Source organism: Methylobacterium sp. 275MFSha3.1 (assembly GCF_900108435.1).
Taxonomy (GTDB): domain Bacteria; phylum Pseudomonadota; class Alphaproteobacteria; order Rhizobiales; family Beijerinckiaceae; genus Methylobacterium.
Genome location: NZ_FNWP01000002.1, coordinates 472,225 through 494,725 on the forward strand (window position 1 = coordinate 472,225; position 22,501 = coordinate 494,725).

Annotated in this window: 31 protein-coding genes; 17 read left to right on the forward strand and 14 right to left on the reverse strand. The window is 71.5% G+C overall.

All coding sequences use genetic code 11. The features are described from left to right. Positions 1–161 precede the first annotated feature (161 nt). Positions 162–824 carry a 3-oxoacid CoA-transferase subunit B gene (locus BLW78_RS02205; protein ID WP_042671934.1) on the reverse strand — a complete coding sequence of 221 codons (663 nt, stop codon included), beginning with the start codon at positions 822–824 and terminating at the stop codon, positions 162–164. A 24-nt stretch (positions 825–848) separates the two neighbouring features. Then, on the reverse strand, positions 849–1,589 hold the full coding sequence (locus BLW78_RS02210) for a CoA transferase subunit A (RefSeq protein WP_020090888.1): 741 nt from the start codon (positions 1,587–1,589) through the stop codon (positions 849–851). Between the two features lie 304 nt (positions 1,590–1,893). On the opposite strand from BLW78_RS02210, the gene BLW78_RS02215 reads away from it, so the two are divergent. Beyond that, positions 1,894–3,729: an AsmA family protein gene (locus BLW78_RS02215; RefSeq protein ID WP_244526725.1), complete on the forward strand. Its 1,836-nt coding sequence runs from the start codon at positions 1,894–1,896 to the stop codon at positions 3,727–3,729. Between the two features lie 67 nt (positions 3,730–3,796). After that, positions 3,797–4,576 carry a DUF1499 domain-containing protein gene (locus tag BLW78_RS02220; RefSeq protein WP_056527687.1) on the forward strand — a complete coding sequence of 260 codons (780 nt, stop codon included), beginning with the start codon at positions 3,797–3,799 and terminating at the stop codon, positions 4,574–4,576. 13 nt (positions 4,577–4,589) lie between these two features. On the opposite strand, the gene BLW78_RS02225 is transcribed toward BLW78_RS02220, so the two are convergent. Together BLW78_RS02225 and BLW78_RS31250 are read right to left on the reverse strand one after the other, a co-directional pair. After that, positions 4,590–5,510 (reverse strand): MBL fold metallo-hydrolase, encoded by a 921-nt coding sequence (locus BLW78_RS02225; protein ID WP_091676238.1) that lies wholly within the window; start codon positions 5,508–5,510, stop codon positions 4,590–4,592. Positions 5,511–5,738: 228 nt separating this feature from the next. Then, on the reverse strand, positions 5,739–5,915 hold the full coding sequence (locus BLW78_RS31250; protein WP_170855067.1) for a hypothetical protein: 177 nt from the start codon (positions 5,913–5,915) through the stop codon (positions 5,739–5,741). Between the two features lie 205 nt (positions 5,916–6,120). Between BLW78_RS31250 and BLW78_RS02230 the strand changes: the two genes are divergently transcribed. Further along, entirely contained in the window at positions 6,121–6,297 is a 177-nt protein-coding gene (locus BLW78_RS02230) for a DUF1328 domain-containing protein (RefSeq protein ID WP_007568853.1), read from the forward strand. A gap of 148 nt (positions 6,298–6,445) precedes the next feature. Here the strand turns inward: BLW78_RS02230 and BLW78_RS02235 are convergent, their stop codons facing one another. After that, positions 6,446–6,784 (reverse strand): NepR family anti-sigma factor, encoded by a 339-nt coding sequence (locus tag BLW78_RS02235; protein WP_244435369.1) that lies wholly within the window; start codon positions 6,782–6,784, stop codon positions 6,446–6,448. Between the two features lie 174 nt (positions 6,785–6,958). Between BLW78_RS02235 and BLW78_RS02240 the strand changes: the two genes are divergently transcribed. Both BLW78_RS02240 and BLW78_RS02245 read left to right on the forward strand, forming a co-directional pair. After that, complete coding sequence (locus BLW78_RS02240; protein WP_012321915.1) at positions 6,959–7,762, forward strand: response regulator; 804 nt, start codon at positions 6,959–6,961, stop codon at positions 7,760–7,762. A 577-nt stretch (positions 7,763–8,339) separates the two neighbouring features. After that, complete coding sequence (locus BLW78_RS02245) at positions 8,340–8,603, forward strand: hypothetical protein (protein ID WP_020090882.1); 264 nt, start codon at positions 8,340–8,342, stop codon at positions 8,601–8,603. Positions 8,604–8,767: 164 nt separating this feature from the next. Here BLW78_RS02245 and BLW78_RS02250 read toward each other — a convergent pair whose 3' ends face one another. Next, positions 8,768–8,956: a con-10 family general stress protein gene (locus BLW78_RS02250; RefSeq protein WP_010683678.1), complete on the reverse strand. Its 189-nt coding sequence runs from the start codon at positions 8,954–8,956 to the stop codon at positions 8,768–8,770. 240 nt (positions 8,957–9,196) lie between these two features. On the opposite strand from BLW78_RS02250, the gene BLW78_RS02255 reads away from it, so the two are divergent. Then, a complete protein-coding gene (locus BLW78_RS02255; RefSeq protein ID WP_020090880.1) occupies positions 9,197–9,403 on the forward strand; it encodes a hypothetical protein in 207 nt (68 codons plus the stop codon). A 17-nt stretch (positions 9,404–9,420) separates the two neighbouring features. Here BLW78_RS02255 and BLW78_RS02260 read toward each other — a convergent pair whose 3' ends face one another. After that, positions 9,421–10,179 carry a thioredoxin domain-containing protein gene (locus tag BLW78_RS02260; protein WP_091676241.1) on the reverse strand — a complete coding sequence of 253 codons (759 nt, stop codon included), beginning with the start codon at positions 10,177–10,179 and terminating at the stop codon, positions 9,421–9,423. Between the two features lie 136 nt (positions 10,180–10,315). Here BLW78_RS02260 and BLW78_RS02265 point away from each other — a divergent pair, with 136 nt between their 5' ends. After that, a complete protein-coding gene (locus BLW78_RS02265; RefSeq protein ID WP_020090878.1) occupies positions 10,316–10,759 on the forward strand; it encodes a cyclic nucleotide-binding domain-containing protein in 444 nt (147 codons plus the stop codon). Here the strand turns inward: BLW78_RS02265 and BLW78_RS02270 are convergent, their stop codons facing one another. Further along, positions 10,760–11,200: a VOC family protein gene (locus BLW78_RS02270; protein ID WP_020090877.1), complete on the reverse strand. Its 441-nt coding sequence runs from the start codon at positions 11,198–11,200 to the stop codon at positions 10,760–10,762. A gap of 171 nt (positions 11,201–11,371) precedes the next feature. On the opposite strand from BLW78_RS02270, the gene BLW78_RS02275 reads away from it, so the two are divergent. Then, the gene (locus tag BLW78_RS02275; RefSeq protein ID WP_091676243.1) at positions 11,372–12,052 is read left to right on the forward strand and encodes a L,D-transpeptidase; all 681 of its coding nucleotides are present in this window, start codon (positions 11,372–11,374) and stop codon (positions 12,050–12,052) included. Between the two features lie 27 nt (positions 12,053–12,079). Here the strand turns inward: BLW78_RS02275 and BLW78_RS02280 are convergent, their stop codons facing one another. Continuing rightward, positions 12,080–12,373, reverse strand: coding sequence for a hypothetical protein (locus BLW78_RS02280; RefSeq protein WP_020090875.1), 294 nt, complete (start codon positions 12,371–12,373; stop codon positions 12,080–12,082). A gap of 211 nt (positions 12,374–12,584) precedes the next feature. On the opposite strand from BLW78_RS02280, the gene BLW78_RS02285 reads away from it, so the two are divergent. After that, positions 12,585–13,088 carry a thermonuclease family protein gene (locus tag BLW78_RS02285; RefSeq protein ID WP_091676246.1) on the forward strand — a complete coding sequence of 168 codons (504 nt, stop codon included), beginning with the start codon at positions 12,585–12,587 and terminating at the stop codon, positions 13,086–13,088. Between the two features lie 13 nt (positions 13,089–13,101). On the opposite strand, the gene BLW78_RS02290 is transcribed toward BLW78_RS02285, so the two are convergent. Continuing rightward, positions 13,102–14,220: an AI-2E family transporter gene (locus BLW78_RS02290; protein ID WP_020090873.1), complete on the reverse strand. Its 1,119-nt coding sequence runs from the start codon at positions 14,218–14,220 to the stop codon at positions 13,102–13,104. 278 nt (positions 14,221–14,498) lie between these two features. Between BLW78_RS02290 and BLW78_RS02295 the strand changes: the two genes are divergently transcribed. The 6 genes from BLW78_RS02295 to BLW78_RS02320 all read left to right on the forward strand — a co-directional run bounded on the left by BLW78_RS02295 (position 14,499) and on the right by BLW78_RS02320 (position 17,778). Beyond that, positions 14,499–14,807: an acyl carrier protein gene (locus BLW78_RS02295; RefSeq protein WP_010683687.1), complete on the forward strand. Its 309-nt coding sequence runs from the start codon at positions 14,499–14,501 to the stop codon at positions 14,805–14,807. 22 nt (positions 14,808–14,829) lie between these two features. Further along, on the forward strand, positions 14,830–15,309 hold the full coding sequence (locus tag BLW78_RS02300) for a 3-hydroxyacyl-ACP dehydratase FabZ family protein (protein ID WP_020090871.1): 480 nt from the start codon (positions 14,830–14,832) through the stop codon (positions 15,307–15,309). An 18-nt stretch (positions 15,310–15,327) separates the two neighbouring features. After that, positions 15,328–16,467 carry a beta-ketoacyl-ACP synthase gene (locus tag BLW78_RS02305; protein WP_091676249.1) on the forward strand — a complete coding sequence of 380 codons (1,140 nt, stop codon included), beginning with the start codon at positions 15,328–15,330 and terminating at the stop codon, positions 16,465–16,467. Between the two features lie 371 nt (positions 16,468–16,838). Continuing rightward, positions 16,839–17,048, forward strand: coding sequence for a cold-shock protein (locus tag BLW78_RS02310; RefSeq protein WP_020090869.1), 210 nt, complete (start codon positions 16,839–16,841; stop codon positions 17,046–17,048). 123 nt (positions 17,049–17,171) lie between these two features. Then, the gene (locus tag BLW78_RS02315; RefSeq protein WP_026604575.1) at positions 17,172–17,540 is read left to right on the forward strand and encodes a DUF6481 family protein; all 369 of its coding nucleotides are present in this window, start codon (positions 17,172–17,174) and stop codon (positions 17,538–17,540) included. A gap of 37 nt (positions 17,541–17,577) precedes the next feature. After that, positions 17,578–17,778: a hypothetical protein gene (locus tag BLW78_RS02320; protein ID WP_026604574.1), complete on the forward strand. Its 201-nt coding sequence runs from the start codon at positions 17,578–17,580 to the stop codon at positions 17,776–17,778. A 10-nt stretch (positions 17,779–17,788) separates the two neighbouring features. On the opposite strand, the gene BLW78_RS02325 is transcribed toward BLW78_RS02320, so the two are convergent. After that, complete coding sequence (locus BLW78_RS02325) at positions 17,789–18,277, reverse strand: GNAT family N-acetyltransferase (RefSeq protein ID WP_091676252.1); 489 nt, start codon at positions 18,275–18,277, stop codon at positions 17,789–17,791. Continuing rightward, positions 18,274–19,041: an NAD kinase gene (locus BLW78_RS02330; RefSeq protein ID WP_020090865.1), complete on the reverse strand. Its 768-nt coding sequence runs from the start codon at positions 19,039–19,041 to the stop codon at positions 18,274–18,276. Before BLW78_RS02330 ends, BLW78_RS02325 begins: the two co-directional genes overlap by 4 nt. A gap of 143 nt (positions 19,042–19,184) precedes the next feature. On the opposite strand from BLW78_RS02330, the gene cutA reads away from it, so the two are divergent. Together cutA and BLW78_RS02340 are read left to right on the forward strand one after the other, a co-directional pair. Beyond that, positions 19,185–19,538 (forward strand): divalent-cation tolerance protein CutA, encoded by a 354-nt coding sequence (gene cutA / locus BLW78_RS02335; RefSeq protein ID WP_020090864.1) that lies wholly within the window; start codon positions 19,185–19,187, stop codon positions 19,536–19,538. A 331-nt stretch (positions 19,539–19,869) separates the two neighbouring features. Continuing rightward, positions 19,870–20,481, forward strand: a complete 612-nt coding sequence (locus BLW78_RS02340) for a cupin domain-containing protein (RefSeq protein ID WP_091676254.1) — start codon at positions 19,870–19,872, stop codon at positions 20,479–20,481. A gap of 46 nt (positions 20,482–20,527) precedes the next feature. On the opposite strand, the gene BLW78_RS02345 is transcribed toward BLW78_RS02340, so the two are convergent. Next, the gene (locus BLW78_RS02345) at positions 20,528–21,664 is read right to left on the reverse strand and encodes a glycosyltransferase family 2 protein (RefSeq protein WP_091676257.1); all 1,137 of its coding nucleotides are present in this window, start codon (positions 21,662–21,664) and stop codon (positions 20,528–20,530) included. A 67-nt stretch (positions 21,665–21,731) separates the two neighbouring features. Then, positions 21,732–22,490 carry a lysophospholipid acyltransferase family protein gene (locus BLW78_RS02350; protein ID WP_091676259.1) on the reverse strand — a complete coding sequence of 253 codons (759 nt, stop codon included), beginning with the start codon at positions 22,488–22,490 and terminating at the stop codon, positions 21,732–21,734. Between the last annotated feature and the right edge of the window lie 11 nt (positions 22,491–22,501).

Below are 22,501 nucleotides of genomic sequence, written 5' to 3' on the forward strand. Positions count from 1 at the left end.
GTCACTTCGCTGCGCTCGCGACGACGGAGCGCGCCGTCTGAACCGAGAACCGCCTGCGCCGATGTGGAAAGGCGTTGGGCGGCGGCACTGCGGGACGGTCGGGTGCCCGGCCGTCTCCCACCCGGCGGACCCGGCGACGCCGGCCGCCGGGCCCCGAGACGTCAGTTCTTCAGGGCGACGGTGAAATCGGCCTCGGTCTTCCCGCGGATCTCGTCCTCGGTGACGCCGTCGGCGAGCTCGATGAGCCTCATGCCGCCGTCGCCCTTCTTGTCGATCTCGAACACGCCGAGATCGGTGATCACCAGGTCGACCACCTGCGTGCCGGTGAGCGGCAGGTCGCAGGCCTTGAGCAGCTTCGGGCTCTCGGTGCCGTCCTTGTTCTTGGCGACGTGCTCCATCACCACGACCACGCGCTTCACGCCGGCCACGAGGTCCATGGCGCCGCCCATCCCCTTCACCATCTTGCCGGGGATCATCCAGTTGGCGAGGTCGCCGTTGCCGGCCACCTGCATGGCGCCGAGGATCGACAGGTTGATGTGCCCGCCGCGGATCATCCCGAAGGAATCCGCCGAGGAGAAGTAGCTCGTCGTCGGCAGAGCGGTGATCGTCTGCTTGCCGGCGTTGATCAGGTCCGGGTCCTCCTCACCCTCGTAGGGGAAGGGGCCCATGCCCAGCATGCCGTTCTCCGACTGGAGCTGCACCGACATGCCCTCGGGGATGTAGTTCGACACCAGCGTCGGGATGCCGATGCCGAGGTTCACGTAGAAGCCGTCCTCCAGCTCCTTGGCGGCGCGCGCCGCCATCTGCTCGCGGGTCCAGGCCATCGTTCTCGCTCCCTTCCCGTCCGATCAGTGCGTGCCGCCGCCGGCCGCCGCGGCCGGGGTGCTGTCGCCGCGCTTGCGCGTGGTGCGCTGCTCGATGCGCTTGTCGCGCTGCCCGACGTCGATGATGCGCTTCACGAAGATGCCGGGCGTGTGGATCGTGTCCGGATCGATCTCGCCCGGCTTCACGAGGTGCTCGACCTGCGCCACGGTCATCTTGGCGGCGGTGGCCATCATCGGGTTGAAGTTGCGGGCGGTCATCCGGTAGCGCAGGTTCCCCTCGGTGTCGCCCGTGTGGGCGTGGACCAGGGCGAGGTCGGCGAACAGGCCGCGCTCCATGACGTATTGCTCGCCGTCGAACTCGCGGACTTCCTTGCCCTCGGCGACCTTGGTGCCGACGCCGGTCTTGGTGAAGAAGGCCGGGATGCCGGCGCCGCCGGCGCGGATCCGCTCGGCCAGCGTGCCCTGCGGGTTGAACTCGATCTCCAGCTCACCGCCGAGGTACTGCCGGGCGAACTCCTTGTTCTCGCCCACGTAGGACGAGATCATCTTGGCGACCTGACGGGTGTCCAGGAGCTTGCCGAGACCGACCCCGTCGATGCCGGCATTGTTCGACACGACGGTGAGGCCCTTGACGCCGGAGAGGCGCACCGCCTCGATCAGCTCGTCGGGGATGCCGCAGAGGCCGAAGCCGCCGCACATCACCATCATGTCGTCGCGCAGGAGGCCGGCCAGGGCCGCGGCGGCATCCGTGTAGACCTTCTTCATCGAACCGTCCTTTTCCCGCCGGACCCGACCGGCCGAAACCTCGGGACGCGCGTGTCCTCGCGCCTGCTCTTCCCGATTCCGCGCGCGAAATCCAGTGGTGCACCGCACCGGCCGGCGCGGTCCCGAGCGATCCGTAACCGGCACTGCGCTGGGGAGGGCAGGGCGGCCCTGCGCGGGCGCGGCAGACAAAACCGGCCGGGGACGCTAAGTTGCCCACTCGACGTGCAGACCCTGCCGGGCCGTGGCAGCCCGAGGGGCCGGCGCGGCGCCCGGCTTCCGGCCACAGCCGCCGCCCTCTCGGAGCATGATGTCGCTGCGCCGCCCGATTTTCATCCTCGCTCTCGGGAGCCTGATCGCGGCCGGCCTCGGCCTGCGCGACTGGCCCCTGGAGGATGGCCGGGCCACGGCCTTCGCCCGCCGCGCCTTCGACGCCTACGGACTCGGGCTGACGCTGCAGGGGCCCGCGCGCCTCGCGGTGCTGCCCTGGCCGCGCCTGACCCTCGACCGCGTCCGGCTCGCTGCCGGTTCCGACGGCCCGGTCCTGGCGGATGAGGGCCGTCTGACCATTGATCTCGACCCGCTGAGCCTCCTCGGCGGCCGCGCCGCGGTGAGCGGCCTCCGCCTGGAGGGCGCGCGGCTGTCGGACGACCCCGCCGGCTGGGACGCCCCCCTCGCGCGCCTCGCCGAGCAGGCCCGGTCCGGCGAGACGGCCCGGCCGCGCCGGATCGTCGTGCGCGACGCGCGCCTCGCCGCCGGCGATACGGCCCGGGACATCGACCTCGACATCGCGTGGCCGCTCTGGGGCAAGGCCGCCGAGGGCCGCGCTAGCCTCATCTGGCGCGGCGTGCCGACCCGGATCGCCCTCAGCCACCTGCGGCCGGCCGAGATGGCCCAGCGCCGCGGGAGCCCGTTCACCGCGGAGATCACGTGGCCGGACGGCCGCCTCGCGGCGGACGGAACGGTGGCGCCGCCGGCGGAGGGGAGCGCGCTGCCCGTCATGTCCGGGCATGTCCGGTTCGAGACGCGATCCCTGCCGGACAGCTTGGCCTGGATCGGCCGCGATATGCCGCTGGCGCCGCTCGCCGGCGCCTTCTCGGTCGACGGCCGGTTCGAGACGGGCGAGCGGTCCGTCTCGTGGCCGAGCCTGCGCATCGGCCTGGGTCAGAACGTGCTCGAGGGGGCCGGCGCCGTCGCGTTCGGGCCCGGCAAGGCGCCGCGCCTCTCGGTGCAGGCGACCCTGGCGGCCGAGACGCTCGATCTCACGCCTCTCGTCGCGGATCTGTCGCGGCTCCTCGACCCCGCGCCCGCGTCGATCGCTCTGGCGCCCTTCACGCGCGGCGACCTCGACCTGCGGCTGTCGGCGGCCGAGGGGCGCGCCGGCGCCGTCCGGGTGCAGGATCTGGCGGCGAGCGTGCTGGTGCGGGAGGCCGCCTTGGAGGTCGCGGTGAACCGGGCCCGGATCCAGGACGGCACGTTCAAGGGGCGCGTCAATCTGACGAGCGGGTCCGATCCGGCCGCGACCGAACTGCGCACGCAGGGAAGCCTCGACCGCGTCGACCTCGGCGCGCTGCTCGGCGAGATCGGCGCGGCCCGCTGGGTGGTGGGGCCCGTGCAGGGGCATTTCGCCCTCGAATCCAGGGCCCGGGACACGGTCGGATTGCTGGCGCACCTGAATGGCCGCGCCACGCTCGCCATGGACGGTGGTGCCATCGCGGGCCTCGACCTCGCCGACGTCATCCACCGCAACGGCGCGGTGGCGTCCGGCGCCCTGGCGCGCCGCAACGGCCGGACGGCCTTCGAACGGGCCGTGGTGACGCTGCGCTTCGCCGACGGCGTGGGCGAGATCGCCGAGTCGGGTCTCCTGGGGCCGAGCGTCGGGGCGACCCTGCACGGCCAAGTCTCGCTGCCGGAGCGTCGGCTCGATGCCAAGGGCGATCTCGTCCTGCGTCCGCCCGGCGATTCCTCCCGCGGGATCCTGTTCGCGGTGACGGGCCCCTGGAGCGCCCTGACGGCTGAGACGGTCGCGCACAGCGAGATCCCCGACCCGGTCGGCCGGTACGGGGGCGCGATGCTCCCCGACCCGCTCAAACTGCCCGCCACGCTCGGCCTGCCCGGCAACGCCCGCGCGTACGCGCCGTGACCGCGGCGTCATGGCGCCGGCTCCGGCCAAGCTCTAAGATCGGGCCTCGAACGCCTTCATGATCCCCATGCGCCGCCTGCTCATCGAGGAACCCGTGACCCGCGCGGGGCCGCTGGCCCGGCGGCTCGCCGTGTTCTCCGTCATCGCCACCGGGATCGCCCTGGTCCTCGTCCGGGATCCGCGCTCCGACACGGACGCCGCCCTCGTGGCCCTCGTGGCCGGGCTCGGCGTCGCGCTGCTGGCGGCCGCGGCCGCGATCTTCGCCTTCGTGCGGGTCTGGCGCGAGGGCGCCCGCGGTCTCGGGGCCGCCCTCGCCGGATTGATCCTGGCGCTGGCGGTTCTCGGCTACCCCGCCTTCCTGGGCCTGCGCGGCCTGCGTCTTCCCGCCTTGTCGGACATCACCACCGACATCGACAATCCGCCGGCCTTCTCGCGCTCGCGGGCGGCCTTCGCGGCCCGCGGCGGACGCTACCCGGCGGACCCGAGCCCGGCTGCGCGCGAGAGCCAGCGCGGCGCCTACCCGCAGATCGCGCCGCTGACCCTCGATATCGGCGCCGACGAGGCCTTCGAACTCGCCCGGCAGGCTGCCCTGAAGCGGCACTGGCAGATCGTCGAGGCGATCCGGCCGGGCGGCCGGACCGGCAACGGCCGGATCGAGGCCGTGGCGCGGGGGCTGATCCTTAACCTGCCGGACGATGTCACCGTGCGCATCCGCCCCCGCGCCGACGGGGCGCGGATCGACGTGCGCTCGGCCTCGCGGCTCGGCGGCCGCGATTTTGGCAGCAATGCCGACCGGATCCGGGCCTATCTCGACGACGTCGCCAACCTCGCTCTCGCGGTGAAGTGAGCCGCCGCGCCTCTCAGGCCGGCGCGTAGGTGCCGTCGAGGCGGGGGGCGCCGTCGCAGGACGCGAGCCCGCGTCCGACCAGATCCTCCAGGTGGGCGAAGACCGACAGCGCCGCCGCGCCGCGGAGCCGGGGATCGAGCCCCTGGTAGATCGCAGCGACGATGTCGGCGATCCGCCCGTCGCCGGCGGCCAGCCGCGCGCGGATCGCCGCCTCGCGCTGGCGGCGATGCCCGGCGAGCCCGCGGAGGAACCGGGCGGGCTCGCGCACCGGTCCGCCATGGCCCGGCCAGTAGACCGTCTCGTCGCGCCCGCGCAGCTTGTCGAGGGACTCCATGTAGGCCCGCATCGCGCCGTCGGGCGGCGCCACGATCGTGGTCGACCACGCCATGACGTGGTCGCCCGAGAACAGCGCCCGCGCCTCCGGCAGCGCGAAGGCGAGATGGTTCATCGTGTGCCCGGGGGTCTCGACGGCCACGAGGGTCCAGCCCGGGCCGGACACGGCGTCGCCCTCCACCATGATCCGTTCCGGCGCGTGCGCCCGGTCGGCGCTCGCGTCGAGCATCGGGGTCTCCGCTTCCGACAGGGCCCGCGCGGCCCTGTGCGGCGCGCATCCGACGATCGGCGCGCCGGTGCGCGCGGCGAGCAGCCTTGCTCCGGGCGAGTGATCCCGATGGGTGTGGGTGACCACGATGGCCTCGACCCGCTCGGTGCCGAGATCCCGAAGCAGCGCCTCGACATGGGCCGGATCGTCCGGGCCCGGATCGATCACCGCGACGCGCTCCTGGCCCACCACGTAGGTGCAGGTGCCGCTCGCCGTGAACGGGCCTCCGTTCGGCGCGACCCGCCGGCGGATCAGTGGCGCGACCCGGTCCAGCCGGCCGGCCGGAGGCATCGACGGATCGAAGGTCAGGGTGGTCTCGTCGGTGTCCGCCATCGCGATCCCGTGCGATCGATACGGCGGTTCCTTGGACGGTTCGCGGCCGCGTGGCAATCGCCCTCGAGGCCTAGGGGATGGGAGGCCGCGGTGCGAGGCATTCTGGGATGGCGGCAGGACCTGCCCGCTGTCCTGCCGGTGATCCTGACGCAGGGGTGATGCCGTCCGGCGCCTGTGGAGGGACGCGGACGGGGTCGCGTCCGCTCCGGGGTCGCGCGCGTCCCGCGATCAGTCCTGCCGGCGCGGTTGCCGTGCGCGCACGCGGACCGGTACGGGCGCCGGTGCCGGCATGAGACCGAGCGCGGCCGCGCGCAGGGCGTCGCCGGCCCTGTCGACGATCTCGGTCACCCGCGCCGCCATCGCGGCGGCCTTCGATCGAACGGCACTCTTGGCAGATTGCAGCATCGCAAATCCCGGATCGAGCCTTAAGACCTATCTTCGAACGCTAGCGCCCCTGTCTCGTTCCGTCACCCCATGTCGCGGCCGGCGCTCGCGCCCGCGGGGACTCACAGGACTTCGCGATGGGGGCGGAACCGGAGCGAAACCTTGGCGTTTTCGTGTTCAGAACGACGCGGCCCGCCCGCGTTGGTACTTTCTAAGGATACGAACCATGCTCGGTTGGGCCGTAACTTTTCTCGTCGTCGCTCTCGTGGCCGCTCTGCTTGGGTTCGGCGGCATCGCCGGCACCGCCATGGAGGCGGCCAAGCTGGTCTTCTTCGTAGCGATCGTCCTGTTCGCCATCTCGGCCGTCGTCGGCCTGATGCGGGGCCGTTCGCCGACACTTTGACCGAGGGCCGGAGCGGCCGGCCCCGTTCAGCGGGCCGGCGCACGGACCCACGGAAGAGCCGTCGCCGAAGGGCGGCGGCTTTTTCCATCGCGGCGCTACCATCGCGCCGTTGCAGGGGTAGATTGTCCCGGTCACGGGACGAGCGGTTTCAGGCCTTGCGGTCGGCGCTGTCGAGCTTGGCGATCAGTTCGGCGAAGCGATCGGGTACGGGCTGCTGCGTGACCGTGTCGTACATCGCGCGCAGCTGCGCGGCGATGCGGTTCCGGGTCTGATCGCTGAGGCCGCCCTTGCTCCTGGCGCGGTCGGACGGGTCGGAGGCGGCCGTGCCGCCGGAGCTGTTCTCGGACTCCGACAAGCGATCCGAAGCGGTCTCGACGTGCGGATCGCGCGCGCGAAGACCGGCCTCCTTTCCCTGGTCCACCATCAACACGCCCCTTGTTGCCGAAGTCGGCCCGGCCGCATTGTGCTGCGGCTCGACATACGCCATGGCTGCGCTGGCAACGCCTGCGCGCCGGCATCGGTTCCGCTGGGGGGTGGAACGGAGTGCGGGCCTCCGCGTTGGGCGGTAGGCTGCGCAGGACAGAAAGCCGGCCCCGGCAGGCCCTCGGTGACGGATCGAGGCGCTCGCGGCCGGGCAACACGGCGAGGCACAGGGGATCGAATGTCGACATCGCAACTCGTGGTACAGCACCTGCCGTACCTGCGCCGCTACGCGCGCGCGCTCACGGGTAGCCAAGTGGCGGGTGACGCGTACGTCGCCGCCACCCTGGAGACCCTCGTCAACGAGCCGGACACGCTCGGTCGCAGCACCAACATCAAGGCCGACCTGTTCCGCGTCTTCACGCGGATCTGGAACTCGCTCTCGGTCAACGGCCGAAGCGAGCAGGTCCAGCACGACCTGCCAGCGGAGGTCCGCCTCGGCCAGATCACCCCGCTGCCGCGCCAGGCCTTCCTGCTCTCCTGCCTCGAGGGCTTCTCCGAGGAGGACGCGGCGATCATTCTGGGCGTCGACGTGTCCGAGGTTCGCGACCTCGTGGACGAGGCTGGTCGCGAGCTCGCCGCCGACATGGCGACCGAGATCCTCATCATCGAGGACGAGCCCCTGATCGCGATGGATCTGGAGGCGTTGGTCGAAGGTCTCGGCCACAACGTCATCGGTGTCGCCCGCACCCGCACCGAAGCGATCAAGATCGCCGGCGAGGGCAAGCGCCCCGGCCTGATCCTGGCCGACATCCAGCTCGCCGACGGCTCCTCCGGCCTCGACGCCGTGAACGACCTCCTGAAATCCTTCGAGGTGCCGGTGATCTTCATCACCGCCTATCCCGAGCGCTTCCTCACCGGTGAGCGGCCCGAGCCGGCGTTCCTGATCGCCAAGCCGTTCCAGCCCGCCAACGTCTCGGCGGTGATCAGCCAGGCGCTGTTCTTCCAGCAGACCGCCCGTCGGCGGGAAGCCAAGACGGCCTGAGCTGACGGCCTGAGATCCGGCCTGCGGTCAGGCTTGGCGGTTCGCCCCCCGGGAGTGACCCGGGGCGCCCGCGACCGAGAGCGGCGACAACGAAAAAGCCCCGGCTCACGCCGGGGCTTTTTCGTTGTCGGTCCGCACGCCCTCGTCGGTCGCCGCGCACAAAAAAACGGGCCGGAGAGAGCTCCAGCCCGTCGCGAAGGTTCCGGCCGATGCACAAGGGGAATGCGGGGAGGACCAGGTGGCCGGGTGCACAGAGAACGGGTGCCGGCGCGGGAGGTTCCAGAATGGGCGCTTTTTCGTGAGGCGTGCTTTTTTTGCCACGACCCGGGGCTGTGGATAGCGGGCGTGCGCCGCCGCACCAACAGCCGAGCTGCGTTCGAATACTCAGGCTTCGTAGACACGAGACAGTCTAGGAACCTGCGATTGCAGGGCGCGTTGTACGAACATCCTGTCAAGCTCTCGCAATGAGGTCGGGGCGATGCTGCGGTCTGGTTTCATCCTGGGCGTGAGTGCTCCTGCGGCTCTTCTCACCGTTCTGGTCCAGCCGGTGGTTCGCGACACGGCGGATCGGTGGACGATGCCGGTCCCGACCGCGCAGACCATTTCGGCGCCGCTGCCCGGGATGCGCCCCGTGTCGCTGTCGATCAGCCCGACGCGGGTGGCAGGGGTGCAGCGCCTCGACAGCCGGAACGCCCCGGTGGCCGGCGAGGCGCAGGATCTGGAGATCAAGCCGATCCTGCGGCAGCCGCCGCGGCGCATGCGCGAGGGGTGCGAAGCAGCGCTGAGCTCTCTGGTCGGTCCCGAGGCGCGCCGCATGACCCCCGGCCGCTGCATTTCCTGATCGGCGCCGACAAGGACTGGAAATCAGAAGGCCCCGCCGTCTCGGCGGGGCCTTCTGCTGTGTGGATCGGCCCTAGATCGCGATCCGCGGCCTAAACTTGAAACGAAAACGGCGCCCGTCCCGAGGGACGCGGCGCCGCTACGCAGTACGGAACGGCAGCGGCCTCACTCGGCCCGGCCGGTCCCCGTGGACTGACCGCCCTTGCGGCCGGCGGACGAGGCGAGCTCACGATCCTGCGAGAAGGAGCGCTTCTCGGCCGGAACGCTGCGGCCGCCCTTGCTGGCGATCTCGCGCTGCCGCTCCAGGTCCATCGAGGCAAAGCCTCGCTTCGAGGTCGAATTTCCGGACGCCATCAGTTCCTCCTCAGGCTTCGCTTCACCCCGCAACAACCTTCAGCAATAACCAAGGTTCCTGTCCCGAGACCTGCTCAAGCTTCCGACAGCTAAGCTTGGCAGCAACCCCGACTTGTGTGCCGCGTTGGTCGACATTCGATCTTGGTTGAAGTCCGCGTCGGGTCCGACAGGCCTGGAGGCCCGGCGACTCGTCCCGGGCGGACGGCGCGGCCTCACGGCACGAGAGAAGGGTTTTCGCGCATGACGAACCGCAACATGGTCAAGGATGCCGCTCCGGGGGCACAGGCCACGCAGCCCAACACGCCGCCGCTGCCGCCGATGCCGGCGCCGGAAGACTCCGCCACCCCGACCACCCGCGAGGAGCCGACGGATTCGCCGCACCTGAATGCCAGTCTCAAGCGCGACGCGCCCCCTCCCGGGGGACAGGGGCTCTCGACGAAGCGCTGAGCCGGGCGAGGGCGTTCTCAGGTCCGGCGCCGGTGCGCGAGGCGCGTCAGGCCCGCGACGAGAAGGGTGATCGCCAGGATCGTGACGATCCCGGCCACCGTCAGGATCCGCTGGATGAGGGGCGTGTAGACGCCGCGCGCGGCATCGTAGCCGTAGCAGAGCAGGGTGAGCCGGTCGGCGATGCTGCCGACCCGGCCCTCGCCGGCTTCCGTCAGGGCGAGGCGCAGGTCGCGCCCGGTCAGCGCCAGGGGCGACAGCACACGGGCTACCCGGCCGTCGGCGGTGAGGAGAAGCGCCGCCGCGGGATGCGCGAAGCTGTCGGTCCCAGCATCATAGACAGCTTCATAGCCCAGCGCGCCGGTGAGGCGCGCGAGCGCGGCGTCCGACACGATGAGCGCCCGGGGCCGGACGGATCCCGCCCGATCCCCGAGCGTCTCCGTCAGCATGCGCCGGGCGGCCGCGGCGTCGTCGCGGGGATCGATCCCGACCAGCACGAGTGCGTAGTCGTCGATCGGCAGGCCGGTGGCCGCCAGCGCGTCCACCGACAGGGACAGCATGGGGTCGCAGACATTCCCGCAGGTGTAATCCACCGGCAGCAGAAGGGCCGCGCGGCCGCCCAGCGCCTGCCCGAGGGTGGTCGGCCGGTCGGTGCGCGCGTCGGTGGCGGCGAGGTCGAGCGGAGCCCGGGCACCCGGGGGCGGCGCGACCGCGACGCGGGCGAGGTCGGCCTTGACGAGGCGGGCCGCTGCCGGCTCCGGCGACAGGACGAGGCACAATGCCAGGAGGGCGCCGAGACCACACCGACAGGTTGCGTAAGGCGCGGGGCTGGACAAGTGCCTGACGAACCGCATGGATAAGCGGGCCCGTCCGGCCCCGCCGTCCTGGGCGTGAGACCCGTCGCGGAGCCCCCGAATGACCCTCGACACCGAGGTTTCCTCCCTGAAGCAGGTGCCGCTGTTCCGCGAGGTGGAACCGGCGCGCCTGAAGCTCCTGGCCTTCACCAGCGAGCGGGTGCATTTCGAGCCGGGGCAACGCTTCTTCGCCCGCGGCGACGTCGCGGATGCGGCCTACGTGATCCTCTCGGGTACGGCGGACGTCAGCATCGACGGTCCCGCCGGCCCGGTGCGGCTGGCGCTGCTCGGCCAGGACGCCCTCGTCGGTGAGATGGGCATCCTGGCCGAGCAGCCCCGCTCCGCCACCGTGACGGCGCAATCCGCGGTGACCGCCCTGCGTATCGACCGCGGGGTGTTCCTGGAACTGCTGGCCCAGTTTCCACAGATCAGCATCGCCCTGATGCGCGTGCTGGCGCTGCGGCTGGAGCAGACCAACCAGGCGCTGGCGGAGAGCCGGGGCTGATCATCCCGCGTAGGTGATGAATTCCAGGAGCGAGCCGTCGGGATCCCGGAAGTAGACGCTGATCCCCGCGCCCGCGGCGCCGTGCCGCTCCACCGGGCCGAGTTCCACCGGGACCCCGGCGGCCTCGAGATGCGCGATGGCGGTCTCGATCGCGCCCGACCAGCGGAAGCACAGGTCGCTGTTGCCCGGCTGGACGGGTTTCGCCGCGACCGGTACCGGCTCGACGCCCGGCCCGTGGCAATTGAGCTGGACGCCGCCGAACCGGTAGGCGAAGCCGGGACCGCGCTCGAGGATCTCGGCACCCACCACGTCGCGGTAGAAGGCGTTCGAGCGTGCCCAGTCGCTCACGTGGATCACGCAGTGATCGAGGTGTATCGCCGGGCTGAGCGGGACATCGGGAGCGACCGTCGCCTCGGTGGGAAGAGTTTCGGTCTCGGCCATCGTTCACCTCCGCTCCGGGCGCAGTAGAGCACCGCTGCGATTCAGAATTAGGGCACAACCGTGGCCGTGGGAGCGGCCCGCGCGCGGCCGGCTGCGGCGCAAAAGCTACATCGTCACAGGCGCAGAGGCGGTAGGCATGGCGCGACGACCGTATCCCGCACGACAGGACCTATGATCGCCACGCTTCCCTCGGCCTGGAGCCGCCTGCGCCGGATCGTTCTCTCGCGAATCCTCCTCGCCGTCGTGGCGATCGCGCCCGTCGCGGCCTGCCAGACCCGTCCGGTCCAGGTCGCCCAGGACGACGAGGCGGCGTGGTACGTCGGCAGCAAGCCCGACAAGCCCTTCGACATTCCGCTGGTCGACACCCAGCGCCTCGATCCGAAGTACCGCCGCCAGCAGGTGAGCTACAACGGCCCCGAGCAGCCGGGGACAATCGTGGTCGACATCGACAAGCGGCAGCTCGTCCTGGTCCAGGCCGACGGCACGGCGATGCAGTACGGTGTCGGCGTCGGCAAGGCCGGCTTCTCCTGGAAGGGCGAGGCTCGGGTCGGGCGCAAGGGCGTCTGGCCGGACTGGAGCCCGACCGTCACGATGGTCTCGCTGCATCCCGACCTGCCGCGCACCCGCAAGGGCGGCCTCGACAATCCCCTCGGGGCGCGCGCCCTCTACCTCTACCAGGGCAACCGCGACATCCTGTTCCGCATCCACGGCACCAACGAGCCCTGGAGCATCGGCGAGCAGATGTCGTCAGGCTGCGTTCGGATGCTGAACGAGGATATCGCCGACCTGTATGAGCGCGTGCCGGTGGGCACCCGCGTGCTCATCAAGCGCAACGGCAAGTACCGGACCTGAGCGGGCGTGGCGCGGATTCCTGACCGGTCAGCCGGCCGGCGTCCCCGCGGCGGACGCGTCGCGGACCTCGCCGGAGACCCGCTTTGCGAGCCGGTCTAGAGCCGCTCGATCCAGATCGCCCCGATCCGGGCCGCCGGGGGCCGCGGCCGGCTCGCCCGGTCGACCGTCCGGCCCCATGCCGTCGCTGGCCAGCACCGCGGCGGTGGTCAGGCCCGGACTGGTCCGGTCCGTCGGCCGCTCCGGGCCGATCGAGAGGCCGGCCCATACGAGGAGAGCCGCGCACAGGGCCAGGCTGGCCAGCAGGGTCTTGAGAAAGGTCATGTTTCATAACGAGCGGCTCCGGGCCGTCGTTCCGTTGCCAAGCTTCGCTCCGACGGGCGGAACGCTTTGGCAACCACGGCGGTCGAAACTCGGCATCGCGCTCTCGAGGCCGATTCGGTCGCCCGGCAAATTCGCCACATTGGCCGGGCACCGTCGCGGCCTCGACGCCCCCGTCACCAGCTGACTCGCCACGCGCGTGGACATTCCCGCTATGATCAGACCGATGCTCGCCCTGCTCCTCCTCTGCGGCCCCGCGGCCGCGGCCGGGACGGTCAGCGGCCCCGCGACCGTGATCGACGGTGACACGATCGAGGTGCAGGGCACGCGTATCAACCTCTACGGTATCGACGCCCCCGAGACCGCGCAGCGCTGCGAGACCGCCAATGGCCAGGAGTATCGCTGCGGCAGCAAGGCCGCGCAGGCCCTGCGCGCGCGGATCGGCGGCGGCGCGGTCACGTGCGAGCGGCGGGAGGGCGGCGCGCCCGGTCGCGTCACCGGGATCTGCCACGTCCACGGTGAGGACCTGTCCGCCTGGATGGTCGGGCAGGGCCTGGCGCTGGCCAACCGTCAAGTGACGGCTCCCTATATCCGCCAGGAGGGCCACGCCTGGGCGACCCGCCGCGGCATCTGGGCCGGCACCTTCGAGAAGCCGGCCGACTGGCGCCAGGACCGGCGCCGGGTCGAGGCCGCGGCCGGCACGAGCGCGGCCGACTAGCCGCTCCGGCGGCTCAGGCCGTCGCGTCCTGTCCCTCGGTGAATTCCCGCCAGAGGAGGACCAGGGCGGCCATCACGGCCGGCCCTAGGAACAGGCCGAGGAGCCCGAAGGTCTCGACGCCGCCGAGGATGCCGAGGAGCACCCACAGGAAGGGCAGCTTGGTCGTGCCGCCGATCAGCGCCGGGCGAATGAAGTGGTCGGCCACGAAAGTCACGACGAGGCCCGCCGCCGCCACCACGAGAGCCGCTGTCACCGACCCGGCCGCCACCAGGAGGAGCGCCGCGATCGCGATGGCCACGGCGGCGCCGAACGGGATCATCGCCGCCACTGCCGTGAAGGCGCCGAGCAGGACCGGGTGGGGCACGCCCGCGAAGTGGTAGACGATCCCGAGCACGAAGCCCTCGCCGAGGCCGACCAGCACCAGCCCGTCGACCGTGCCGTGCACGGAGGCCACCATCTGGCGGGCGACGCGCTCGCCGCGCGGCCCGAACAGCCGGTGGCAGGCGGTGAGCGACTGGTCCCGCACCGTCCGCCAGTCGCGGAACAGGAAGAACAGCGCCACGAGGCTGAAGCCGAACAGGACGATGCGGTGCAGCACCTCGCGGCCGACATTGCGGGAGGCCCCGAGCACCGAGTGGTTCTCGAACCGGCGCAGCAGGTCGGAGCCCGCCTGCGCGTGGCCGAGATTGTCGTTCCACCACGCGGTCGCCTGCGCGGCGCCGTAGGGCAGGTGCTGCAGGAATTCCGGCGCCGGCACCCCGTTCGCCTCGGCGTTCCGAACGAACTCGGCCACGTCGTGGGCCTCGCGGGCGGCCTGGATGCCGAGGATCGCGAGCGGCGCCAGGAAGACCAGCGCCACGGCCGCGGTCATCAGCGTGGGCAGGAGGATGTTGTGCTTGCCCGGCGGGAAACGGTGCTCGAGCCGCTGGTAGACAGGCCAGAGGGCGATCGCCAGGACCACCGCCCAGGCGAGCGCCGGCAGGAACTCGTGCAGGATCCAGAGGCCGAGCGCCGTCAGGGTCAGGACCAGCAGGACCCGGGCCGCTCCCTGGGAGCGCGCGCGCTCCTGCGGCGGCAGGGGCGGCGTCTCGACGCGCGCCGGCGGGGCGGCGGGCTTGGTGATCGGTGGCATCCGTCTGGTCTCCTGAGGACGCGCCTCGTCTCGCCGTCAAGCTAGGGCCGGCGCGTCCGGAGCGTACGCGCGTCTCCGCACCCGGCGGCGCACGCCTGTGGACAGGCGCTGAAACGCCGGGGAAGCGCCGCGGTTGCCGCTTCTGACACCCTCGTGTAGAGGTCGCCGCCATTCGACCGGGCCGCGTTCCAGGCCCCGTCCACGCGTCGGGCGGCCGCCCGGGCGGCGAGGGGGCTCCCGCACGACCGATCCGGAACTCGAACAGCCCGCGAGAAGACATGTCCGACGAGCCCGCCCACGGCAGCGCCACCTTCGAGCGCGTGGCCGACATCATTGCCGAGACCGCCGACATCCCGCGGGACAAGATCACGCCCGAGAGTCACGCCATCGACGACCTCGGCATCGACAGCCTTGCCTTCCTCGACATCGCCTTCGCGGTCGACAAGGCTTTCGGGATCAAGCTGCCACTCGAGCGGTGGACCCAGGAGGTCAACGAGGGCAAGGTCCCGGCCGAGGAGTACTTCGTCCTCAAGAACCTGTGCGCGCGCATCGACGGCCTCGTGGCCGAGAAGGCCGCCAAGGTCTGAACCGAGGCCGATCCGACCCGTCATGCGCCTCGAATACTTCGAGATGATCGACTCCGTGCGGCTCCTCGACAAGGCCGCCGGCCGCATCGAGGCGCTCGCCCGGGTGCCGATGGCGAGCCCGGTCTTCGAGGGCCACTTCCCCGGCCACCCCCTCGTGCCGGGTGTGCTCCTGACCGAGACGATGGCCCAGGCCTCCGGGTACCTCGTGCTCGCCCATCTCGACTTCGCCCGGATGCCGTTCCTCACCGGGGTCGACAAGGCGCGCTTCCGGTCCTTCGTCGGGCCCGGCGCGGACCTCCTCGTCACGGCCACCCTCGAGCACGACGGCTCGGGCTACGCGGTGACCAGGGCGGCGATCAGTCACGACGGCAAGGCGCTGTGCGACGCGGAACTCCGCTTCCGCACCATGCCGTTCCCGGACGGACTCGACGCGCCGATGCGCGAGCGCGCGCGGACCATCGGCCTGTTCCCCGATCCGGCTCCGGCCGAACGCGAGCCCTGAGCCAGCCATGAGCCAGCCATGAGCCGCCCCGTCGTCGTCACCGGCCTCGGCCTCGTCTCCTGCGCGGGCGAGGGCGTCGACGCCCACCTAACCGCCCTCGCCGGGGAGGCGGTCCCGCGCACCGACAGCGAGACCTTCGCGCCCTATCCGGTCCATCCGGCCCCGGCGATCGTCTGGGACGGCCAGATCCCCAAGCGCAGCGACCAGCGCCAGATGGAGGCGTGGCAGCGGCTCGGCGTCTACGCCGCCGGCCTCGCGCTCGACGCGGCGGGCGTGAAGGACGACGCCGCCTTCAAGCCGGCGCTCCACCTCGTCGTGGCCGCGGGCGGCGGCGAGCGCGACTACGCGGCGGACGGAGCGATCCTGACCGGCCTGCGCGACGCCGCCGATCCGGGCGCCTACCTGAACGAGCGGCTCCAGAACGATCTCCGCCCGACCCTGTTCCTCGCCCAGCTCTCGAACCTGCTCGCCGGCAACATCGCTATCGTACACGGGGTGACGGGCGCCTCGCGCACGTTCATGGGTGAGGAATCCGCCGGGGTCGACGCCCTGCGGATCGCCCAGGCGCGGGTGGCGTCGGGCCAGATCGACGCGATCCTGGTCGGCGGCTCCTACAGCGCCGAGCGGCCGGACGTTCTGGTGATCCACGAGATGGGCGGCTACCTCGCCCGCGACGCCTACCGCCCGGTCTTCGCGCGGGGCGAGTCCGGTGGCGGGGCGGGCGGGTTCATCCTCGGGAGTTGCGCGGCCTTCCTGATGCTCGAATCCGCCGCCCAAGCCGCGGCGCGCGGCGCCCGCGCCCTGGCCCGGCTGGAGCCGGTGGCGAGCGATCGGACCCGGCGCGCGCCGGGCAGTGTCGCCGGCAGCCTCGAGACGCTCTGGCGGCAGGCCGGCCTCTCGGCTCCCGACACCGTCCTGTCCGGCGCTACCGGCGTGGCCCCGATCACTGCGGAGGAGCGCGGCGCGCTGGCGCGGCTCGCACCGGGCGCGCGCCTGCGCGCCCTCGGGGACGTGATCGGGCACGGACTCGAAGTGGCGGCGCCGTTCGGGGCGGCCCTCGCCGCCGCCCTCGTCGCCGCCGGCGGTGCGCGCGAGGTCGCCGTGACGGCCGTCGGCCACCGGCGCGGCGAAGGGATCCTGCGCCTCGTCCCGGCCTGAGCGAACCCGCGTCACGGGGCCCATGTCGGCCGCGTCCGATCGTCCGGTCGGCAGCACAGCTTTCGCGCGGACGCGCCGTATTGAAATCCCTTATCCCGTTGTTCAAGCGACCGTTCCGGCGCCGCTCAACCGGGATTTCCGGAAAGAGTTTCCCGCATCGCTCCGGCGCTGGCCGAGGGAAATATTTCTCTGCGCTTGCCAAAGAACCGCCGGCGGTCTACTTCTACCGCATCGGCACGTGTCCGGATATCTTGGACCGTTACGCCTTCGCAGGGCGGTTCTGACTTTCCTATCGCTATCGGTCGATGCCGGCGCCCCCTCGTTCGGGCGGGTGCCATCTCTCACTATGCCTGCGAAGATCAAGGACTTCCATGAGCACCGGAACCGTCAAGTGGTTCAACGAGACCAAGGGCTACGGCTTCATCCAGCCGGATGACGGCGGCAAGGACGTGTTCGTCCACATCTCGGCCGTCGAGCGCGCCGGCCTGCGCGGCCTGAACGAGGGCCAGAAGGTCACGTACGAGCTGGAGACCGACCGTCGCAGCGGCAAGCAGTCCGCCGGTCAGCTCCAGACGGCCTGATCGCCGTCCTCAGCGTTTCTCCGGAAGCCGCTCCTCTGGGAGCGGCTTCTTCGTATCTGCCATCGTGTTTCTAACCCCCCTCTGCGGGTGACGGCCTTCGCCGCACCCGATCCAGGAGTGTCTGTGAGCTTTTTGAACAAGCAGGGTGTCGCCGATCGCCTCGAGACCGCCGCCAAGGCGCGCTCCGAGATGCTGGCCCGGTTCCGGGCCCGCCCGTCCGCCGACGACCCGGCCGTCCTCGCCCGCCAATCCGCCCGCCGCGCTGTGGTCGATGCCCGCGAAGTCCGCGCTGCCGAGCGCGCCGCCCAGCGTCAGGCCGAGATCGAGCGCGCCGCCGCCCTCGCCGAGGCGGAACGCCTCGCCGAGATCGAGCGCAAGCACGCCGAGCAGCTGGCCGCCCAGGAGCGCGCCAAGGCCCTGCAGGCCGAGCAGAAGGCCCAGCGCGACGCGCGCTATCTCGCCCGCAAGGCGAAGGCTCAGAAGAAGCGCTGAGGCGCGTTCCGCAGCGATGCCCGTCCAGGAGCTCGGCATGTCCCACAAGTTCAAGGTCGGCGAGCGCGTCTGCCGGTCCCGCCTGGGCATCCCGGGCGAGACGGGCGAGGCCGAGGTGTTCGAGATCCTGCGGCTGATGCCGGCGGATCAGACCGGCGAGCCGAGCTATCGGATCCGGACGAAGACCGGCGAGCGGGCGATCCGCGAGGGTGACCTCGTCGCGGCCCCGCAGGCCTGATCCGGGCGCCTCAGAGCGTCCGGAACATCACCAGCGCGTCGACCGGCCCGAGCGTCGGGTGCCGGAAGGCGCCCGGCAGCCGGCCGACCACGTCGAAGCCGAAGCTCTCCCAGAGCCGGACGGCCCGGGCGTTGGTGCTCACCACGAAGTTGAACTGCATCGCCGCGAAGCCCCGCGTCCGCGCCCGGTCGAGGGCGTGCGCGCACATGGCCCGCGCGACCCCGCGGCCGAGGGCGGCCGCTCCCGTCATGAAGCCGCAATTGGCGACATGGGCGCCCCCGCCAGCCTGGTTCGCGCGCAGGTAGTACGTGCCGAGCACCGTCCCTGCCTCCTCGGCCACGAAGGTTTCGCGGTCAGGGCCGGTCCAGTACGCGAGAGCCTCGGCCTCGCCGAGGTCGCGGTCCAGCGCGTAGGTCTCACCGGCCCGGATGGTCGGCACGATGATGCCGGTGATGGCCGCGTGGTCGGCCGCCTGCGCGGCCCGGATGTGCAGACTCACCCGAATTGCTCCCGCAGGATGCGCTCGTCGAGGCTGTGGCCGGGATCGTGCAGCAGCACGAGCTCGGTGGCGCGGTCGAGGGAGGTCTCCACCGTGCAGACCCGGCGGAACTCCGTGTGGTCGGCCACCGCCGCGACCGGGCGGTGGGGGGCGTCGAGGACGTCGATCCGGATCCGGGCGTAGTCCGGCAGAAGTGCGCCGCGCCAGCGCCGGGGGCGGAAGGCCGAGATCGGTGTCAGCGCCAGAAGCTTGGCGTCGAGCGGTAGGATCGGTCCCCCGACCGACAGGTTGTAGGCCGTGGAGCCCGCCGCGGTGGCGACGAGCACGCCGTCGGCGATCAGCAGGTCGAGCCGGACATTGCCGTCGACGGCGATCTTCAGCTTGGCGGTCTGGTGGGTCTGGCGCAGCAGGTAGACCTCGTTGATCGCCCGCGCCCGGTGGGATCGGCCCTCCGTGTCGAGCACGTCCATCACGAGCGGGTGGATGACGCTGCGCTGGGCGTTCTCCAGATGCTCCAAGAGGTCGTCGTCGCGGAACTCGTTCATCAGGAAGCCGACCGTGCCGCGGTTCATCCCGTAGATCGGCTTCGGGTGGTCCATGAAGCGGTGCAGCACCTGGAGCATCAGGCCGTCACCACCCAGGGCCACGACGACGTCGGCCTCCTCGGGCGGGACGTGGTCGTAGCGCCGCATCAGGGCGGCCGCGGCCTCGCGGGCGTAGCCGGTCGGGCTCGCCACGAAGGCGATCTTCTGGAAACGCGGCATGGATCAGGCGCAGCCGCGCAGGCGCGTCGGGATCGCCTCAGGGTTCACGTCACGGCTCCAGTCTGACGAGCGAACCGCCCGGTTGACGTCCTTGCCCGGCATGCGCCTCACTCCGCGAGCACACGCGCAATTGGAGGCATAGCATGGAGCGTCCGCTCCTCGTCTACACCACCTTTCCCGACCTCGCCTCGGCGCTGAACATCGGCGAGGCGCTGGTCCGCGAGCGACTCATCGCCTGCATCAACGTGCTGCCGGGCATGCAGTCCGTCTACAGCTGGAAGGGCGCGGTGGAGCGCGGTGCCGAGGTCGCCGCCATCCTCAAGAGCCGCGAAGGTCTGGCCGACGCGCTGGCGGTCGCGTTGAAGGCCCGCCACCCCTACGACACGCCGATCATCCTGCATCTGCCGGTCGCCGGGGCGGACGCCGACACGGCCGCCTGGATCCTGGCGGAGACGCAGCCCGGTGAGCCGTCCGAGAACGGGACCCAGGCGGACTGATCCGGCAGACTGCGCCGCGCTGCTTCCCACCCTGACCCTTCCGGCCGGTTCCGCGAGTGTGCCGGACAGGGTCCAGACGGCTGTGGACAAGCGCGCCTTGCCGTCGGTGCGGGCGCCACAATGGCTCGTCGGACACTGGTGCCATTGGCGTAGTCGTGGAGTCGAATTAAAAAGACATAAATATACGAATCTATGCTAAAAATATCCGATCTTGAATTATGAAACGAGAATTTATATTGACTGATTGGAGTAGAAGATTGAATTCATCTGGTGTGCTTGGCTAGAAAACCTCCGTGCGTACACCGCACGCGATGCGACGCGGAGGAAAATCATGGTACGTTTCAGGAATGCAGGACGGTTGGGGTTGGTCCTGCTCGCCGCAGTCGCGGGCGCCGTGCATGCGCAAGCGGCCGGGGCGCCGAAGAGCGAGCCGCTGATGACCGTCGCGCCGGCGCCGTCCGGTCCCGCCGGCCTCGCATCGGCCGATCCGCCCGCCTTGCGGTACGGTGTCCTCTATGCCGACGACAAGGGCCACAGCCATGTCCAGTATTGCGACCTGAAGAACTTCATCTTCAAGAGCTACGCGCCTCCGGCAGCGCCGCAATATGTCGGCTTTCCGCCGGGTGAGGTGACGTCGATCAAGTACGCGGTCCTGCCGGTCGGCTATGTCGGCACGTGGCACACGGCGCCGGGTCCCCAATGGGTGATCACCCTGTCGGGCCGCTGGTCCGTGGAGGCTACGGACGGGTCAGTGCTGGAGCAGGGCCCCGGCGAGGTGGAATTCAACGCCGATATGGGATCGATGCCGCAGGGGCCTGAGGGCCATGTCGGACACCTGACCCGACAGGTCGGCGACGTGCCGAACGTGCAGCTCATCGTCTCGCTGAAGCCGCAGGCCGGAAAGGCCCGCTCCACCGATCCGTGCCAGCCGTCCCAACCGTGAGGTCCGGGCGCGGGCTGGCATCCTCTGTTCCGCCGGTCCGCGCGCGTCAGCCGCCGCTCACCGGATAGCTGCGGCCCTTCCAGGTCGCCGCGCCGGCCCGTTCGCGGCGCAGGAGCACGTTCCACTGGATCGCCAGGGCCACCGCGACCGCCGCGGGGTGGAGCGGGATCGTCGCCCACGGGGCCCGGACCGCGACGGTGACGGCCGTTCGGGTCGCCAGGGACAGGCCGAGGGCCAGGGCGGCCGGGGACAGGGCGGAGGCCGGCAGCAGCCCGAGCAGCCCGGCCAGGACGAGGAGCGGCGGCAGGATCTGACCGCAGCCGAGGAGCAAGGTCCAGATCGGAAGGGCGCGGAGCGTGGCCATGCCCTCGTGGGCGTTCTTGGAGAAGCCGGCCCAGGCCTGGGCGAAGCCGTCGTACATCCGGCAGGTGGCCAGCGCGGCGGCGGCCACGAGATCCGTCCGGTAGCCCGCGGCCCGGAACAAGCGGGGCAGGCGGACTCCGTCGTGCAGGGAGGTGCGGATCGCGCCGTGGCCACCGGTGGCCGCGTAGGCCCCCCGATCCATCAGGATCAGTTGACCGCAGGCCGCGCCGAGCGACGGGTCGGACAGGCGGCGCATCAGCGGCACGGGCAGGAAGCCGAGGAGCAGGAAGTCGATCATCGGCACCGTCAGCATCTCACCCACCGTGTCGGTCCGCTGCCGGGGCACGCCGCTGACGAGGGCCGCGCCGGTGCGGCGAGCCTGCGCCGCGAGGGCGGCGGCTGCCCCGGCCTCGAGGCGCACATCGGCGTCGATGAACAGCAGGTGGTCGCCGCGGGCGAGCCCGGCCATGTGGCTGCAGGCGTGGTTCTTGCCCGTCCATCCGTCGGGCAGGGCCGGCACCGGGACGAGACGCAGGCGCGGGTCGCCGACGGCGCGCACGATCTCGGCGGTCGCGTCGGTGGAATGGTCGTCGCCGACGATCACCTCCACCGGGACCGCGGCGCTGGCGAGCGCCGCCCGCACGGTGGCGTCGATGTTGCCGGCCTCGTTGCGCGCCGGGATCAGGATCGAGACGAGACCGGCCCCGGTCTCCACCGCGGGCCGGCGCAGGACCGCGAGATTCACCGCCGCCAGGATGGCCGGCAGGAGGGCGGCGGCGAGGCAGAGGTACGCCAGGGCCGTGAGGATCGAGTCGGTCATCGTCTGCGCCGGCAGGGGAGCGCGCCACGATAGGGGATCGGGCGGGATCTGGCGCGCGCGGGCGGTCTCATCCGGCGCGATCCTGACCGCCCGCGGCGCGGTGCGCCGGATCGAACCGGCGGCCGGAGAGGCGGGCCGACAGGCGCCGCCACAGGTCGTAGAGGCCGCCGACGCCTTTCCGGCCGGAAACCAGCGTGCGGAAGCGTCCGGGCTCCCGGCTGATCACGTCGGCGCTCAGGCGGTCGAGGGTTCGGGTCAGTTCGGATTCCAGGCGCGCGAGGCGCCGATCGCGCGGGAGCGCGGCGAGTTCGGATCCGGCGATCCCCGGCCCGAAGGCCGCGAAGGCTCCCGCGCCGCGCTCGTCCCAGAAGGTGTACTCGACGGCGAGCGGGACGAAGAGCGCGTCGGGGGCGATCTCGGCGAGCCGCGCGACGCCGGGACGGAGGGCCAGCGGCCGCGCGCGGGCATCGGCGAAGCGGCCCTGCGCGGTGATCCAGAGCATGCCGTCGGGGGCTCCGAGGATCGACCGTGCGGCTGCCAGGAACTGCGCCGCCCCGCGCGGGCTGTCGAGGTCGACGCCGAAGGCCCCGATCCGCTCGAAGATGCGGTAGCGCGCCAGCATCGCGGCGTCGAACGGCGCGCGGCTCGCCCGCTCTGGATAGAGCCGGCCGCCCAGCACGATGATCAGCGCGGCGTCCCACCAGGCCGGATGGTTGCAGTAGACCACGATCGCGCCGGGATGGTTTGCGTCAGGCGGCGTGCTCCAGAGGGGCAGCCGCAGGGCGTCGAGGTGGCGGTGCAGGTATCGCTCGAACCACGCCACCATAAAGGCGCGGA